Source organism: Paenibacillus sp. GYB004, from assembly GCF_036577605.1.
GTDB lineage: Bacteria > Bacillota > Bacilli > Paenibacillales > NBRC-103111 > Paenibacillus_AB > Paenibacillus_AB oceani.
Window position 1 is genome coordinate 134,637 of record NZ_JARBDB010000072.1, and the last position, 17,193, is coordinate 151,829.

The following is a 17,193-nucleotide window of genomic DNA, read 5'->3' on the forward strand; positions in this document are numbered from 1 at the left end:
TCGTTTGCAAGAAACACGCGGATTAGATTAACCCGGCTTTTTGCAGCAACCGCTGCACGATTGCAGCCGTCTCCGCCCTTGTAATATTGGCCTGCGGTCTTAACTGCTCGCCGCTTCCCTCTACGATGCCGTAGCGGATATTGAGCACTGCGGGCAGCGCGGCCCAATCGCTTAACAAGTTCTGATCGGAAAATGCGCCTAACAGCTTCTCCTGTTGTCCGGAAGCAACCGACAAGTCCATTCCGATCAGCTTCATCGCCTTGGACAGAATAGTCATCGCCTCCTGCCTGGTGATCTTCCGATCCGGACCGAACGTGCCGTCCTCGTAGCCTTGCACCAACCCGTAAGAGGCTCCGATGGAGACGGCTTCGTAGCTCCAATCCGACGATTTCATATCGTTGAACGCCGGAGCTTGATCCGCCTTCCGAAGACCAAGCGCTCTGACGACGATCGCCGTGAATTCCGCCCGCGTAATCTCGTGGTCCGGCTTAAACTGCCCGGCAGTTGTTCCGTTGACGACCAGTCGCGACGCCATATCGTCGATGTTGGCTTTGGCCCAATGGCCGGCTATGTCGTCAAATGTTTTCACGTTGTAGATGACCGCGTAGCTGCTGTTGGTCAAGCTGTTGATTACCGCATAATAGTTTCCTTCAAATTGCGTCACTTTCGTCGGCACATGCGCAAGCGTACCGTCCGCCTTCAAAACGACGCCCGTCGTAATCCGAGTCGGGTCCACGCCCTCCGGAATCGCAATCATCCGTTCCACGTAGGAGTCAAACTGATTCACCTCGACGGCATCGCCGCCGGTAACCGCTCTTATCGTAAAATCGTGCGGCGGCACGACCACGGTCAGTTCATCGTCGGCGGCGGCATTTTGGACAACGCGCACCGTGTCGGAAGTCGAGACGGCTACTTCGATTCGGATTTCAATGTTCTCGAGCGCTTCGGCTTTGCCGAGCTGTTCCGAAACCGCGTCGATCCGGATCTGCGATGCCGGAATGATGTAGATGCCATAAGGCGTTTGGAGTCGTACAACCCCTTGTTTTTGCTCCAGGCTTTTCACCATCCGGCCGTTCAGCTCGCCAATGATCGTATCCGCATTCGCCGTAACCGGAATCGTAATGACCGCACCCGAGCCTTCGGCCGCAAGCTTCTCGTCCAGCTTCTTCGGGTCGAGCGCAACCGTGGTGACTTTCCTGTCGTTCACCGTTGTTGTCGTCACTACCCCGGCGTTTTCCGCTTTTCCGTTTACGTACACGATTGCGGTTGTGTCCGGGTTAACGGACGGTGTGGATGGCTGGGATGGTGCTGATGGCTCTGAAGGTGTCGGCGGCGAGTTATCCCCGTCACTGTCGCCGCCGGAAGGCAGGCTTGGCGTAACGGCATTGGACAGTTCGGAAGCGGCGCTGCCGCCCAAACGGTTGATCGCTTTAACCGTGAACGTATAAGCCGTGCCGTTTGTCAGACCTGTTACGCTAATCGGGCTCGTCGTTCCGGTTGCCGTGATGTTGCCGGGCGATGCTGTCACTTCGTAACCGGTGAGCGCGAATCCGCCGTTATCGGCCGGAGCCTGAAACGTAACGGTTGCCTGCCCGTCTCCTGCCGTCGCAGAAACCTGATACGGAGCGGTTGGAACCGAACCCGGCACGGTGCTTCCTTCGTTCGATGCCGCACTGTCTCCTCCCGCATTCATCGCTTTGACGACAAAGTAGTACGTCGTTCCGTTTACAAGATCCGTTACAGAATGACCGTAGACTGAACCGCCTACCGTAGCAATCTCCGATCCATACTGGCCGGACGTCGCGCTGACGTAGATTTTATATCCCATCGCGCCGCTGACCGGATTCCAGGAAAGAGCAGCTTGTCCATTGCCTGCAACAGGTGCGTTCAATACCGGCACTCCCGGCAACGGTACTTGCGGCGTTGCGCTTCTTTCGTTCGATGGCGGGCCGTTCACTCCACCGTACTTCGCTTTGACGACAAAGTAATACGCCGTTCCGTTTACAAGTCCCGTCACCGCATGCTCGTATACCGAGCTGGCCACCGTCGTCATTTCCGTTCCGTACTGGCCGGGTGTCGTGCTGGCGTAAAGGTTGTACCCCGTCGCTCCGTTTACCGAGCTCCAGGAAAGCGTGACTTGCCCGTCACCCGCAACCGGAGTATGCAGGATCGGCGATACGGCCTCCATAATCTGGTCGCCCGCGATCGGAACCTGGGTCCATTGGAGAATCCCGTTGCTGCTGTCGACCTCGACCACATACAGATACTGGCCGTTCGTCGCTTCCATATTGCCGTTTATGGTCAACGTCTGCGTATACCCAAGGACGGCCGCGTCTGCTCCGACCGCCGGCTGCATGTAGGCATCCGCATCGCCGATCGCGTATTTATAGCTTCCGCTGCCGGGCAGATGAATCGCCTGCGTCGTTCCCGGAACAGTCCCCTTGGCGAGCTCGATGCCGGTTAAGGCCGGCGCCGCTACCGCAATCTGACTGTCCGATACGGCAATATCTTTCCATTTCAAAATCCGGTTACCGCTGTCCACTTCAACCACATACAAATGCTGTCCGCTGCGAACGGCGATGTTGCTGCTTAATGCGAGCGTCGCTGCATAATTCAACGCTCCGGCATCCGCGCCTGTAAGCGGATGGGAATACACGCCGGCTTCTCCGATCGCATATTTGTATACGCCGGCGCCCGGCAGCTGCGTTGCTCTCGTTGTGCCGATATACTTGCCGGTGCCCCATGTCAAGCCGTCTAGCGAAGGAGCCAGCTGCGCGATCTGCTCCTCCGTGACAAGGACATCGCTCCATTTGACAATCTTGTTATGGGTATCGACCTCGACGACGAAAATATGCTGACCGCTGGTTACGGATACATTGCCGTTCGTCACCAGCGAACTCGTATAGCCGAGCTGTGCAGCGTCGGCACCGCTGATCGGCTGCGTGAAGGAGCCTGCTGCGCCGAGCGCATACTTGTAAGTGCCTGTGCCAGGCAGCTGCGTGGCCTTCGTCGTGTCCGGCACGTTGCCCGGTGCCCAGACGAGGCCGACGATCGGAGGCGCAGCTGCGGCGATCAAGCTGTCGTCAATCGGAATGCTGGCCCACTTGAGAATACGGTTGTTGCCGTCCACCTCGACCACGAACACCCGTTTACCGCTTTGCATGGTAAAATCAACGTTTTTCTGAAGCGTTTGGGTATACGCGACGGCGGCGTCATCGCCTACCATCGGCTGGGACAGCGCATCCGGATCGGCGATTGCGTATTTGTACGTGCCTGTGCCGGGCAGCTCGGTGGCGCGAATCGTTCCCGGCGTGCTGCCGGTGCCCCATTCCAAACCGCTTAGGGTCGGCGCCGGCTGAGGGATCGCAACGCTCACTTCCGCCGAATAAGAGCTTTCCCCGTCGGCATTGACGGCCTTAACTGCCAAGTAATACGTGTTCCCTGCCTCCAGGCCGGTGGCCGTGTAGCTTCCTTGCGTGCCGGGGAGGGTTGCAAGCGGTGCGGAGCCATACGTACCCGACTGGGTTCCCATGTACACTTTATACCCCGTGATCCCCGTTCCGACCGTCCAGCTAAGCGCTGCTGAATCGTTGCCGTTTCTTGTCACCTGTACGCCGACAGGTGCCGGCGGTCCTTCCTTATACGCGGACACTCTGATTTTACCGGAATGTGCCCACACCATATAGAGCAAGTCGTCCGTGGGGACCACCGCGCCCATTCTCCCGTCCGTATAGCTCGATTCCAACCCGCTGCTGGCCGGTGTCCAATTCGCTCCATCATAATAGGTGGCCGTTGCAAGAAGAAGGGGGATAAAGCCGGAGCCCGGATTCACCCAGTTGGCAAACAGCTTGTCGTGAAAGACGGTCAGGAACATGTATTGCGGAGTAATATTCGGTGGTGCCGGGAATGTCCCGTCCCCTACCCAACTCCAGCTCGTTTCGTTATATGCTTTTATTTTATAGGCCGTGTCGGTTTTCCACACCGCATACAATAGGCCTTTGTAGGTTTGCATCTTTGGCAAAACGGCCGGAGCTGTCGACTCACTGATGCCATCCACACCCGATACGCTGTGCCAAATACCGTTTGCCGCTCGTTTCATGACAGGAATATAGTAGGAATGAGGGGGGCTGCTTAACTGCTCGCTCCAAGTCAAATAAATCTCATTGTTATGAACGGCAAAAGCCGGGAACGTTACCGTACTGTTCGGTTTCAGCGAAATGATGGATTCGTTCGTCCACGTGCCGTTATATTTCTTAACTTGGATGCTGCCATTCTCGACCCACGCTGCGTACAAGAAACCGTTGTGTGCGATAATGGCAGGCATATACCCGTTCCGGCTGCCTGCGGTCCCGTTGAGCGGAGTAGAGTTGCTGGTTACCGGCACCCACGTATTGCCCTGCAGCTTTTTGACGTAAATCGACCTTGGCGAGATCCCCTCTTCCCAGATCGCATAGAGTTCATTGTTGTACACGGCCAAGAACGGGGAGGATACGTGTTCGAGCGGATCGGGGCTCACATTCAAGGGTGTTCCCCCGTCGACGCTCACCCACTGCCCGTCCTCCGATTTCATGACTCGAATCGCATTGGTGGAGGACATCATCATCATATCCTGAACCGATTCCACAAAAATCGTATACAATTGATTGTTGAACATGACTGCATGCGGAAGAGCGGCGCTTTTATTCGGTAAGTCGGGACTCGTCCCGATTCCCCCTCCGTCAACGGAGGTCCATCCGGGGCCGCTTGCGGGGTCCGCATGCCCGATAGCAGGCGGGATGGTGCTCCATAGCAACAAGATCGCGAGCAATGAGAAGAACCATACTCGCCAGAAAGAGTTTGATTTTGCGTACATCATTTTGCTTCCATTCACCTCGTTGTTCAATGTGGATGATAGAACTTCATCCCCAATGTAACAAACGGGCACTCAACATTTTTACAACATTCAACTTTTATCGCCCTAATTCGACAAGGAAACGGTCGACTACGCCCAAGCTTTACGCGTCATCCAGCAACATCCGCTCTTTTATCGCTTTCGTCTGCCGGGCTCCGGCCTGGTCTCCGCCTTCGTTAAGGCAGTCGATCAGCATGTCGTAGTACTCTTCCCGGTTCGGCTCGAGCCGGATCAGTTGGCGGAGAATCATGGACCGCACATCGGGCGAAGCGTTATCCAGTGCCTGGACCATGCTGGAGATCCATGTCAAGCGCAGCTCCATTCTGCGGGCGTCGGCCCATTGATAATGCTCGGTTTCAAAATAATCCCCGGTATACAGCGGCAGCGTTTCTTTCCATTCCTTCTCGGAAGAGCCGTCCTGCATAGCGTCCGATAGCCGGTCGACATCGCTTTGGATGATCGAGCTATGAATCCAATATCTTTCGTCGCCGTACATAACCATATCCGGATACCCTTCCGACTTGAACATACTCCGCAAATAATAAAGAGACGTATGGAATAGGCGTTGGCTTCGCTCTACCGGATACTCCGGCCAGAGCTCCTCCAGAATGACATATTTGTACACCGGCTGACCTTGATGATGCCAGAGGAGAGCGAAAAGCTCTTTCGTTTTTTTCGTCCGCCACGTCATCAGCCGGCCGTCGGCCGAGTAAAGCTCCATGCTCCCCAGCACCTTGAGCGTCAGCGGCGCTTCCCCGCTGTCACCGGTTTGCCCATCGGATTTGGGACCTGCGCCGATTGGATTCGTTTTTCTTTCATGCAAATCCGCAAATCGGGACAACGCTTTGACCAGCTTTTCCTTGGCAACGGGTTTGAGCAGGTATCCGATCGCATTCGTTTCGAACGCGTCGATCGCATAGTGATGGTGCGCGGTCACATATATAATTTCAGCGTCGGGACAACGGGCGAACAACGCTTCCGCAGCTTCAAGACCACTGATTCCCGGCATCTCGATATCCAAAAAAATCAAATCGGGAAGCAAACGGGCGCATTGTTCCAGCGCTTCGGACACGAGTTGGAATTTGCCCGCAACCGTGACGCCGCCAATTTCCATAAGCTGAATGTCCAGGACGTCCAACGCAATTTCTTCATCGTCGATCAGTATCGCTCTCCACATCAGAATCCTCCGTAATATAAATCGTAATTTGGGTTCCCGCACCCACTCGGCTGCTTATGTCCAGCTTCCGTCCATACTTCATTTGCAGCCGGCGGTTTACATTGCCGATCCCGATTCCGTCGGCATGCCCATTTTCGAGCATAACCAAAGTTTGTTCATCCATGCCGACGCCGTCATCCTCTACCGTAATTTCCAACCCCTGTTCGCTGCGTCGAACGATAAGATGTACGGTCCCGCCTTCGGGTTTCTGCCCGATTCCGTGACGAACCGCATTTTCGACGATGGGCTGCAGGATGAGCGGAGGCAGCAGGCTTTGCGCTTTTTCATCGATACTGTATTTGACCTTAAGCCGCTGACCGAAACGAAGCTGTTCGATCGCAAGATAGGCGCGAACGAGCTCCAGTTCCCGTTCCAACGGTACCGTCTCGCTTTGGAATACGAAGGTGAACTTGGCGCGGAGGTAGACGGTCAAGTGCTGGATTGTTTCCCGAAGCTTGTTCACATCCTTATAACTAAGCCCGACCAGAGCATTCAGACTGTTATATAGAAAATGCGGAGTAATTTGCGCCTGCAGAAAGTCCATTTCCCTGCGAACCGCCCGTTCGGAAGAGCTTTTCATCGCAAGCAGCGACTGTACGCGCGCCTTTAATTCCGCCAATTCGAACGGTTTCTGCAAAATATCGTTGGCCCCGGCCGCGAAGGCGGCTACGATGTCCCCCGTCTGCCCCGAGGCGGTCAGCATCAGCACCGGAAGCTCGGCGAGCCCGTGCAGCATGCGGATTTCCCCGCATACGTCCAGCCCCGACACGCCCGGCATCATCAAGTCCAAGAGAACCATGTCCGGCTTCTTGCGGCGCAAAACGGCCAGCGCCTCCTCGCCTCCGCCAACAGCCGTATAGGCAAGTTTCATGGAGGCGATGGCATCCATCGCCACTTTCAGATTGGAAGGCTCGTCGTCGACGATCAAAATATGAAACGCCGTCTCCGGACCGGTTTGCGCCATAACGGACGGCGAAGGCGCGGACGGCTCCTCCCGATTATCGGCTGCCGCTGCAGCCTCATCCGCCATGTTCGGAGCAATCGGCAAGGTGAACGTAAACCGGGAACCCCGCCCCGCTTCGGACTGCACTTCCATTTGGCCCCCTTGCAAGTCGACCAGTTGTTTGGAGATGCTGAGTCCGAGCCCTATGCCGTCGCGAGAATCGGCATAGGCCTCATCGTATTGGAAGAAAGGCCGGAACAAACTGCCCAACGCGTTCGGGGGTATGCCCCTCCCCGTATCCGCAATCGAGACGGCCAGCATCGCTCCCCGTACTTCCGCCGAAATGGACACCTGACCGCGATCGGTGTATTTCAACCCGTTTTCCAATAAATTATGTAAAATTTGCCGCAGACGATTCTCATCGGCCATCACAAAGGGAAGCGCGGCAGGCAGCTCGTTGACCAGCCGGACTTCGCTATTGACAGGTGCGATCGATAACGTCTCGATAACGAAACGAGTCGACATGTTCAAGTCTACGGGCTTCGGATGGATGGAGAGCTGACCGTGCCGAATCCGGTTCATATCCAGAATATCGTGCACCAATCCGGCCAGCCTTCGCCCGATCAGATGAAGCAGCCTTATATTTTCGCGATGTTCCGGGGATAGCGGCCTCTCCTTGTTGTCCAGCAGCGATTGCGACAAATTGATGATTCCGTGCAGCGGGGTGCGAAGCTCGTGCGACGTTTTGGCCAAAAACTCGTCTTTTTGACGATCGTACGCGATCAGTTGCTCCGCTAACCGCTCGTTCTGCAGGGAGGCCTCCCGGGACCGTTCGGACATCAGAAACGACTGTGACAAAACAAGAAGCAACGGCGTTACGATCATATAAAACGGGTTGTCCAAGGCGAGCTGGTAACGCGTCTGGGCATACACCCAGCTAATAAGAAGAAAGAATACGCCGAGCAAAATATAATAAACATGCACTCCGCGATCCCGGTTGCGAAAAATCCAAATAAAAATGAAAGCAAAGGCAACGATTTGCAGCACGATCCCCGACCACAACAGATCGACCAAATAATCGTTCGGAATGACAACCAATACACAAAGGTATCCGAAGGAAACCCGGGATAGCACCTTAAATCCCGATCCCCGTTCGTCCAAATAGGAGTGCACATAGTGGACAAAAAACAAAATTGAGAAATAAGGAAGAATAAAGAGCATCTTCTGCAGCGGCGGGAACGAGATCGACGGCAGCATGGTCGCCATGACGATTTCGTTGTCGATGCTGAAAAACACCCCCATCGTCAAACAAAACAAACTAAAAAACAACAGATAAGGTTCCCTGCGCCACTGCCTGAACATTCCGGCGAAATAAATCCCGAATACGAGCAAGGTCGTAATAACGATCATATCCGCCATCCGCGCGTTATCTCGCCTGGCCAGCACGTCCGCCGTTAAACCGAATTCCGGCGCTTGCACCAAGCCGCCCTCCATGTACCGATAGCTCGCTACTTGAATAAGAATCTCAATCGTATCCGTCTCCGCTTGGATCGTTCCCATAAAAGGAAGGTTGCTCGGAATAAACCGATCGCTCTGCAGATCCGGATTACCGGTACCTCCGAGGTCCTCTCCCCCCATATAGATGCGGCTCGACATGCGAATCTTTTTTCCTCGAAGGCTGTAATAATCCGGGTCGCTCACCTGGATCTGCAATCGGTACGTACCCGCGCCATATCCGCTGCCGGTGGACACGATGTCCTTCCAGCCTCCGGGAACCTGAATGATTCGGCGCTCCGCTTGTACCGAAGTCCCGCCAAGACGGAATTGTTGCGGCGTTAAGAGCACATTCTCGTAAAACTCCCATTCGCCCCGCAGCGGAATGATTCCTTGCTGCTCAAAATCCCATTGCTGCGCATCCAGCACGCCGTCCCGGGCTTCCGGGTATTGGAACGTAGGATGCAGCCATTCATAGATGAATATAGTCGTAACTACGGCAAATACGCTGATCATGCCTATTAATACCGCCAGCTGTTTTCTCATAAAGCCCGTTTACCGTCCCATCTGCTCACTTGACTATCAGGATTGTGGCATACACAGGTATAAGTATAGCATTCCTTTTAGTAGAAATATGAATAACCGTCCGGAGAAGTCCGGACGGTCCTTTGACTTGACGTGCAAACCCATACGTTGGTGTGTGGGAGATAACGGGAAGGAGCCATCGCTCCAGCCGGTCGTTAAAAAGGATGCGGGGGAACAACTCGACTTCGAATGAAGCTCGCAAACCAGTTCTTGCGAATCATGCAAACCGATCGTGTCGGTCGCTGCTGAGACGGCATGATTGCTGGATACCTAACCATATTAAGAGTCTCTGGCAGCTTTTATTTTCGGCATCTTGGGAGGAAAGAGACAAATAGAGGCGAGCCTTTTTCGCGGGTATTAGCAGCTTCAAACCGCTCTTATTCCGCGGCCAAACCTTATCCGACCAAATAAAGGCTGCAAACCACTCCTATTCGATTCCTACGTGCCATTAAGCAAAAGCACCGGGCCAAACCGACAAGCCTGCACTCTTGCCTCCGGGTGCTGCGACATTACCGGTGTAACATCCAGCACATTACCTGAGCGCCAAACATGGTCTAACCGAAGCAGATAAAGCCCCCTCTTATTCCGTCGCAGACTCCGCCACCGCATAGGCGCCTGCCATCGTGGACGAATGGGTGATGCTCAGATGGATCTGCAGCGGCTGCCGGCGACCAAGCCGCTCCCACGCCTCCGGCGTCAAGGAACATTCCGGCTTGCCGGACGCGTCCGGCAAAATCCGGATATCCTGAAATCCGACGGCGCGGCCGAGCCCGCAGCCGATCGCCTTGACGACGGCTTCCTTCGCGGCGAACCGCCCGGCGACGAATTCGGCCAGCCTCGCTCCGCGCCGTTCAGCCGCGAGCTCGCGCTCTTCGGGCGTCAGCACCCGGGCCACGAACCGCTCCCCGTGAGTTTGCCCCAGCAGCTTTTTGATCCGGTCAATCTCCAGCAAATCGATTCCCACACCGACAATCATGTTAGCAAACTCCCTTTCTTCCTGCACGCCATATCCGCAACTTGGAATGCTATAGAAGTTATTATAGGGGAAACCGGAAAGCGCGTCTAATCCGTCATCGGAACGGCTGACGATCCGGAAGAGCCGGGGGTTACGCCGCACTCTTCTGCGCGCCCCCCACCTTCATTTACTCCGCCGCCCGCCTTGGGATATGATGAAGATAGCCAATGAGCTGTACCGGCCACTATTCCACAGCAAGCAGTCAAGGAGGATTCACATGACACCGGCAGACAAGCAAGAGCTGTTACATAAAGACCGGAAACGGGTATGGCATCCGTTCACCCAGATGAAGGACTACGCCGAGCGGGACCATCTGCTGATCGAGAAAGCGGAAGGCCTCTACCTGTACGACGCCGACGGCAACCGGTATTACGATACCGTCTCGTCCTGGTGGGTAAACGTCCACGGACACGGGCATCCCCGGATCAAGCAAGCGATCGCACGCCAATTGGAGGACACCGACCATATTATGTTCAGCGGGTTCACCCATCGCCCCGCTATCGAGCTGGCGGACAAGCTGATCGGGATCGCCCCGCCGGGGCTCGGCAAAGTATTTTATTCCGACAATGGTTCTACCGCCGTCGAGGTCGCCCTGAAAATGTCGTTCCAGTATTGGCAGCACATCGGCCGTCCCGGGAAAACGAAATTCGCCTTTCTCGAGCACAGCTACCATGGCGACACGCTTGGGGCGGTAAGCGTAGGGGGCGTCGATCTGTATCACGCAACATTCCGGCCGCTGCTGTTCGAGGCGTACCGGATTCCAGCCCCGCGCATCAGCCGGTGGGAGAACGGCAGCCCGGCACCTGAAGCGGCGGAGCATGGCGTGGCCGAAGCGCTCGAGGCGGTGAAACGGCTGTTCGAATCGTCCGCGGACGAGATTGCCGGCTTCATCATCGAGCCGATGGTCCAGGCGGCCGGCGGCATCCTCATCCATCCGGCGGCTTATGTAACAGGGGTGCGTGAGCTGTGCACCCGCTACGACGTGCACTTGATCGCCGACGAGGTCGCGGTCGGCTTCGGCCGGACCGGAACGATGTTCGCCTGCGAGCATGCGGGGATCACGCCGGACTTGCTGATCTTGTCCAAAGGGCTGACCGCCGGGATTATGCCGCTTGCCGCCACTTTGTGCACCGACCGGATCTATGAGGCGTTTTATGACGACTACGAGACGATGAAAACATTTTTCCACGGACACAGCTTCACCGGCAATCCGCTCGCCTGCGCCGTTGCGCTGGAAAGCCTCCGCTTGTTCGAAGAGGAGCGAGTCCTGGAACAGGTCCGAACCATATCCGAAGCCCTGCGCGGGCAGTTGCCCCGCTTCGAGCCATTCCGGCATCTCGGCAACATCCGCCAGTTCGGCATGATCGCCGCGTTTGATCTGGTTCAGGACACGGAAACCGGTAAGGCATTTCCTTCTTCCGAACGAAGAGGTTACCACGTCTATCTCGAAGCGCTTAAGGAAGGACTGATCCTGAGACCGCTCGGCGATACGATCTATTACTGGCTGCCTCACTGCACAAGCGAGGAGCAGCTGCACGATATTGTCGACCGGACCTGTGCCGTATTGGAGCGGTTAGGCTACCGGTAGACGGAGCGCTACCGCATACCGTTATCCTGCGGCGGAACTCCCGTAAAACCCGCCCTTCCCTAGACAAAACCTCCCTTCCACAAATGTGGTACGGGAGGTTTTGTTTTTCACTCTTTCAGCTTACTGCCAGACGGTCGCAACCAAATTCTCAATCTCCTGCTTTTCTTCCGGGTATCGGGCCGTGAACCGGTCATACAGCGCCTGATCGGCTTTCCCCATCTTTTTTAATGCGGCCAAATACCAGCGCGTACCGGGTTGGTAGATCGTTTCGTTAAGCGTCTCGTCGGTAGTCCCCGATAAGAACGCCGCCGCTTGCTCGACTTCCCCGCGAACGAAATGAAGCTGCCCGAATTGGAGCCCGAGCGTAGGCGTCACATAAAACGGATCGCCCGGATTTTGCCCCTCAGGCAAAGTCTCCAGCTTTTTCATCCCGGCCAAAATGTCTTGATGCAGCTCCAGCGCCGCCGACCAGTGTCCGTCCATGACGTCCTGTTGCCCGGCTTGACGGGCTCGATCCCCTAACTGAATATGCAAGGAAGCCGCCCTTTCATACATCGCGATGACCCAGGGGTGGTCCCGCAATCCTACCTGGATCAGCTCCAACGCATCCTCCAGCCGGTTTTTCTGCATATAATGCTTGTACTCGGCTTCGAATACGACCCGGTCGTACGGCTCCGTCGCTTTGATCGACTTCAGCCAGCGGGAGGCGTCTTCATAATACGTCTCGTTGCCGGACTGTTCGTACACCTGTGTCATAAAATCCGTTCTCGCCAGCACGTAGGAAGGATTATCCGGCTGAAGCCCGAGCGCCTTGTCGAGCGGCACGAGCACCTCTTGAAGCGACTTGCCCTGCTGGGCCAGCTGCAAAGCTTTATAAAATTCCCGGTTCGCCTTCCAATGAACGGCCGACAAGATCAGGAACACGACCGCCAGCACGCCGACTATGGCCGGGGGAACGAACCTGCCTTTCCGTTCCGCCTGTTGCATCCAACGCCACGTTACCGGCTGTGCGAATCCCGAAGCCATGCCTCCCAGGCTAAGAAAAACAAGCGCGGACACATACACATAACTCATCTCAAAGTCCATCATACTGTGGAATAAAATCGACACCACGACCGCGTAAAACAACAAATTTCGTTCCCGATCGTCCGAACCCGCGGCAAAATAAGATTTGGCGAACCGGTAAAAAATCGAGCCGACCAGCAGCAACAGCAGCAAAAGCCCGAATATCCCGGTCTCCACCATATACTGCAGCACAAAGCTGTGGACCTGATTAATCGTGTACGGGTTGTTCGCATATTGCGGATATAAGACCGACCAGGCATTGCCGCCGGCGCCGAATACGGGGTAATCCGCAAGCGACTTGAACGTATCCCGGTACATCGTAAACCGCTCCAGCACGCTATGCTGCTGCAGGTTAATGCTTTCCACCCGTTTGCCGAGAGCTTCGGGAAGCAGCTTTGTCACTGAGGAGCCTCCGGCTAACAGCACTACACCAAGGACGATTCCGACTATAATTAGGCCGGGAACGTACAAGTTCGACCATTTGGCGGCGGATACCCGGCTCAATCCCCGGTCCAGGTAAGGCATCGCAAACTTATGTACAAGCACGATCACCGCACTGGCGGCTATCGACGCGATCAACAGCAAGCTCCATCCGCTGATGGACAGAGGGTCGAAAACCGACAACGTCTCCTTCACCTTAAAATCAGGCCCCCGCCGCTCCAGCATCAGGTTCGTCACTTCCGTAGCGACCGCCTTGATCTTGTCGGTAATCAGGAAGGAAGCCGCGCTCCCGATCAGCAGATAGACGAAAAACCGAACTTGCTTCGCAAACGACAGGAACGGAAGGAACGCCAGCATAATAAACGGGAGCATGACCAAGCCGCCGCGCGATAATGTCAAAAAGAAAGACAGCAGCACCGGAACCAGCATAAAGGCGTGAACGGCTGTCACATACCACCGGCGCGAGACCACGATCAGGTACAAGCCGCATAAGAGAGGAATAATCAGAAATCCGGCATACGCGTTCGCGTACTGGAACACCGCTGTAAGACGCAGCCCCTCTCCGGTCAGCATCACTGCATCCTGGGAATACACATTACCGAACATGTTCAGCACACAAAATCCGACTACGGCGTAAGCGGACACTACGATTCCATATTGAATCACCGAATTGCCGGACCGTTCACGGGCGAAGAAGAGACCGATCTGGAAAAAGAAAGCATACATGATGTGCAGCAAAATATAGTTCTCGGCGTGATGCCGGGTTGCGGCAGCCATTAGCGGCAGTACAAAACTAAGCGGGATGCACCAAATCGCCACAGCGTACCAGTCCCGTACTTCATCCAGCCTCCAGCGGGTAAATACATACAAAACAACCGGGAGCGACACCATCGCAGTCCAAAGCATCGACGAATAAATCGGCCCCTCGTATTGGACGGTTGGACCGTAAAAAAGCCCGGTCTGATAGGGTGCGATAAACAAAAACATGAGCACGAAGCCGATTACGATCCAGTACAGGACGGAATGCTGGCCCTGTTGCTCCATCCTCTTCCTCTCCAAATGATACTGATTGGTTTTCACACCCATAGGTTCCTCTTTTCTCCGGCCATTATTTCTATTACTGAGACAGCTCGGCAATCCAACGTAAAAACAGACAGCAACTGTTCTTATTCGACATCTTTCCTTATTTTCCTTTATATTCCTATGGATTCCCCCATAAAAAGATAGCCCACAGACGCGGGCCAAGGAAAGCGACCGTCAAACACCCCGAATCAGATAGCCGACGGTCCTTATATTCCGCCGGATCGTACCTTTTTCCAACCCGACCATACCTTTCTGCATTCACAGCGCCAAACCGCTGCATGTATGCTAGAAACAGACTTGGAAGGGGGAATACAACCATGATGAAATCAGGATCATTAGCCATTCACGGAGGCCAGCCCGTACGGACGAAACCTTTCCCGGAATGGCCTATTTTTGATGAGACGGAAGAAAAACTGCTGATGGAGGTGTTCCGCTCCGGCAAATGGGGTGGCACCGGGCGGATCAAGCTGCCGGCCTTCGAGCAGCAATTCGCCGACCTGCACGGCGCGAAACATGCCGTTTCCGTCGTAAACGGAACTGTCGCGATTACGCTTGCGTTGCAAGCAGCAGGCATTCAGCCAGGTGATGAAGTAATTATGCCCTCCTATACGTTCATTGCAACAGCCACGGCTACACTGCTCCTGGGGGCGATCCCGGTATTCGTGGATGTGGAGGAAGATACGCTGCTGTTGAATCCGGAGCTGGTCGAGGAGGCTATCACCCCTAACACCAAGGGGATCGTGGCGGTGCATATCGCCGGGGCGCCTGCGAACATGACCCGGCTGCGGGAGATCTCGGAAAAGCATGGCCTCGTTCTGATGGAAGACGCGGCACAGGCGGTCGGAGCCAGCTGGGAAGGCCGGGGCGTCGGCACGCTTGGCGACGTCGCGACCTTCAGCCTGCAGTCCAGCAAAAACATCAATGCCGGAGAAGGCGGCGTCATTTTGACCAACAGCGACCGCATCGCCGATATGGCTTGGTCGCTGAGCAACTGCGGACGCATCAAGAACGGAGCCTGGTACCAGCATGAGCATGTGGGCTGGAACTTCCGGATGACGGAGTTCCAAGCGGCGATCGGCCTCGGCCAGCTTTCCCGGCTTGGGCAGCAAAACGAGACGCGGGAACGCAACGCAGCCCGCCTCACCGAGCTGCTGTCCGCAATCCCGGGAATCGTCACCGTGAAGCGCGATCCAAGAATAACGACTCATGCGTATCACTTATATATGTTCAAGCTGGACCCGGCACTGGCTGTCCGAATCGAGAAGTCCGATTTTATGGAGAAACTGACGGCTGAGGGCGTTCATGCGAATCCGGGCTACATCCCGCTGCACCTGAACGAAGCGATCCTCAACGATTCGGCCAAACGATCCGGAACGCGCCGGACGTACAGCTGTCCGGTAACAGAACGGATGTGCACGCGCGAAGTCATCTGGCTGCATCAGAACTTGCTGCTCGGAACGGAAGCCGATGTAGACGATATCGCCCGGGCCATAGCGAAGGTGGCAGACTCCTATGTCTAAAGGGGCAGACTGCTTTGCTCTGAAGCTGGGGACGGCCAAGCTCGATATTACGCCCCGGCAGCCTATGCCGCTCGCGGGATTTTCCTCCCGCTCGGGATCGTTCGAGCGTGTGGCTCAGCCTCTGTTCGCCCGGTTTTACTGGTTCGAGCAAACGCGGCTCCCTGCTAACGACAATACCGCTGCCGGGTTCGCCTCTTCCCGGCCGGTACTCCTCGTAACCGCAGACTTGATCTGTTGGGGCACGGACCGGATGCCGGGACTTAGGCGCAAGCTGATGGAGCGCTTCGGCTTGGAGGAGCGCTCGATTATTATGCATGCTACGCATACTCATTCCGGTCCCCAAACCTCAGCGCAGCTGTCCAAGGCTATAGGCACGCCTTCGCTCGAATACTTGGATTGGCTGGAGGAGCAAGTGCTGGAAGGCGCCGCTCGGGCGGCAGCGGATCTGGAGACCGTCCAGGTTCGCCGCGGCGCGGGAACGTGCGGGATCAACGTGAACCGGCGCAAGCTGGTGGAAGGACTCATGCGAGGAGAGCCGAACGAGCTCGGTCCCGTGGACCGGGACGTGACCGTGTTCGCATTCGCAAGAGAGGACGACTCCCTCAAAGGGGTGCTGACCCACTATAGCTGCCATCCTACAATCAGCAACCGCAACGAAGTATCCTCGGAGTTTTGCGGAGCGGCGATGGACCGGTTGGAGGCCGAGCTGGGCGGGGACGTGATTTGCGGGTACTTGCAAGGCTGCACGGGCGATGTGCGCCCCCATCTGGTTCAGGACGGAAAGTTCGTTTACGGCGGTGCGCCGGAAGTAAAACGGATGGGCGATCAGTTGTTCGACACGATCCAAGCCGTACTCAAAGGGCCCATGCGCCGTTTGCCCCTCTCCCTCGTCTGCACACGGCAAGCCTCGGTTCCGTTGAAGCTGCAGCCCTTGCCATCCGAGGACATGCTGCGCGGCTGGCTGCACCACGAAGATATTATGGGAGAATGGAGCGGAACCATGCTTCATAACCCGGACCAGTATCGCAGTCCCGTACTGCTGGAGCTGACGTTCATCCAGCTGGCCCAAGGGCTGAGTTTTCTGGCGATGAACGGGGAAGTCGTCATGGAGTACGGCTTGCATGTCAAGGCCCATACCGCCGGGCAGGTGCTTCCCGTCGCTTACAGCAACGGGATGCTCGGTTACGTCCCTACAGCGCGGCAAGTTCACGAAGGCGGCTACGAAGGGGCGACTTCATTCCGTTATTTCAACCTGCCGGGGCCGTTCGACCCTAGGATCGAGTCTGACATCCAGCAAGCTATAGCTGAATTGATCCGAAATCCGTAACCCTCGTCATTCTAATAAGACCTCC

8 protein-coding genes are annotated in these 17,193 nt (G+C 55.9%); 3 read left to right on the forward strand and 5 right to left on the reverse strand.

The features are described 5' to 3' along the window. Window positions 1-22: 22 nt before the first annotated feature. From PV433_RS32755 to acpS, 4 genes are all read right to left on the reverse strand, one after another. A complete protein-coding gene (locus PV433_RS32755) occupies window positions 23-4,654 on the reverse strand; it encodes a fibronectin type III domain-containing protein (RefSeq protein WP_332076148.1) in 4,632 nt (1,543 codons plus the stop codon). A gap of 340 nt (window positions 4,655-4,994) precedes the next feature. Continuing rightward, the gene (locus tag PV433_RS32760; RefSeq protein ID WP_332076149.1) at window positions 4,995-6,068 is read right to left on the reverse strand and encodes a response regulator; all 1,074 of its coding nucleotides are present in this window, start codon (window positions 6,066-6,068) and stop codon (window positions 4,995-4,997) included. Continuing rightward, a complete protein-coding gene (locus PV433_RS32765) occupies window positions 6,040-9,090 on the reverse strand; it encodes an ATP-binding protein (protein ID WP_332076150.1) in 3,051 nt (1,016 codons plus the stop codon). Before PV433_RS32765 ends, PV433_RS32760 begins: the two co-directional genes overlap by 29 nt. A 619-nt stretch (window positions 9,091-9,709) precedes the next feature. Next, window positions 9,710-10,105, reverse strand: coding sequence for a holo-ACP synthase (gene acpS / locus PV433_RS32770; RefSeq protein ID WP_332076151.1), 396 nt, complete (start codon window positions 10,103-10,105; stop codon window positions 9,710-9,712). A 256-nt stretch (window positions 10,106-10,361) separates the two neighbouring features. Here acpS and bioA point away from each other — a divergent pair, with 256 nt between their 5' ends. Continuing rightward, a complete protein-coding gene (gene bioA, locus PV433_RS32775; RefSeq protein WP_332076152.1) occupies window positions 10,362-11,732 on the forward strand; it encodes an adenosylmethionine--8-amino-7-oxononanoate transaminase in 1,371 nt (456 codons plus the stop codon). A 120-nt stretch (window positions 11,733-11,852) separates the two neighbouring features. On the opposite strand, the gene PV433_RS32780 is transcribed toward bioA, so the two are convergent. Beyond that, entirely contained in the window at window positions 11,853-14,282 is a 2,430-nt protein-coding gene (locus tag PV433_RS32780; protein ID WP_332076153.1) for an O-antigen ligase family protein, read from the reverse strand. A gap of 356 nt (window positions 14,283-14,638) precedes the next feature. Between PV433_RS32780 and PV433_RS32785 the strand changes: the two genes are divergently transcribed. Together PV433_RS32785 and PV433_RS32790 are read left to right on the forward strand one after the other, a co-directional pair. Beyond that, window positions 14,639-15,841 carry a DegT/DnrJ/EryC1/StrS family aminotransferase gene (locus PV433_RS32785; RefSeq protein WP_332076154.1) on the forward strand — a complete coding sequence of 401 codons (1,203 nt, stop codon included), beginning with the start codon at window positions 14,639-14,641 and terminating at the stop codon, window positions 15,839-15,841. Continuing rightward, entirely contained in the window at window positions 15,834-17,168 is a 1,335-nt protein-coding gene (locus PV433_RS32790) for a neutral/alkaline non-lysosomal ceramidase N-terminal domain-containing protein (RefSeq protein WP_332076155.1), read from the forward strand. The genes PV433_RS32785 and PV433_RS32790 overlap by 8 nt, the downstream gene beginning before the upstream one ends. Window positions 17,169-17,193 lie beyond the last annotated feature (25 nt).

Coding starts and splice junctions, on each gene's coding strand:
- PV433_RS32755 (WP_332076148.1), bottom strand. CDS start 4,654: ATGTTCAACAATCAATTGTATACGATTTTTGTGGAATCGGTTCAGGAT.
- PV433_RS32760 (WP_332076149.1), bottom strand. CDS start 6,068: ATGTGGAGAGCGATACTGATCGACGATGAAGAAATTGCGTTGGACGTC.
- PV433_RS32765 (WP_332076150.1), bottom strand. CDS start 9,090: ATGAGAAAACAGCTGGCGGTATTAATAGGCATGATCAGCGTATTTGCC.
- acpS (WP_332076151.1), bottom strand. CDS start 10,105: ATGATTGTCGGTGTGGGAATCGATTTGCTGGAGATTGACCGGATCAAA.
- bioA (WP_332076152.1), top strand. CDS start 10,362: ATGACACCGGCAGACAAGCAAGAGCTGTTACATAAAGACCGGAAACGG.
- PV433_RS32780 (WP_332076153.1), bottom strand. CDS start 14,282: ATGGAGCAACAGGGCCAGCATTCCGTCCTGTACTGGATCGTAATCGGC.
- PV433_RS32785 (WP_332076154.1), top strand. CDS start 14,639: ATGATGAAATCAGGATCATTAGCCATTCACGGAGGCCAGCCCGTACGG.
- PV433_RS32790 (WP_332076155.1), top strand. CDS start 15,834: ATGTCTAAAGGGGCAGACTGCTTTGCTCTGAAGCTGGGGACGGCCAAG.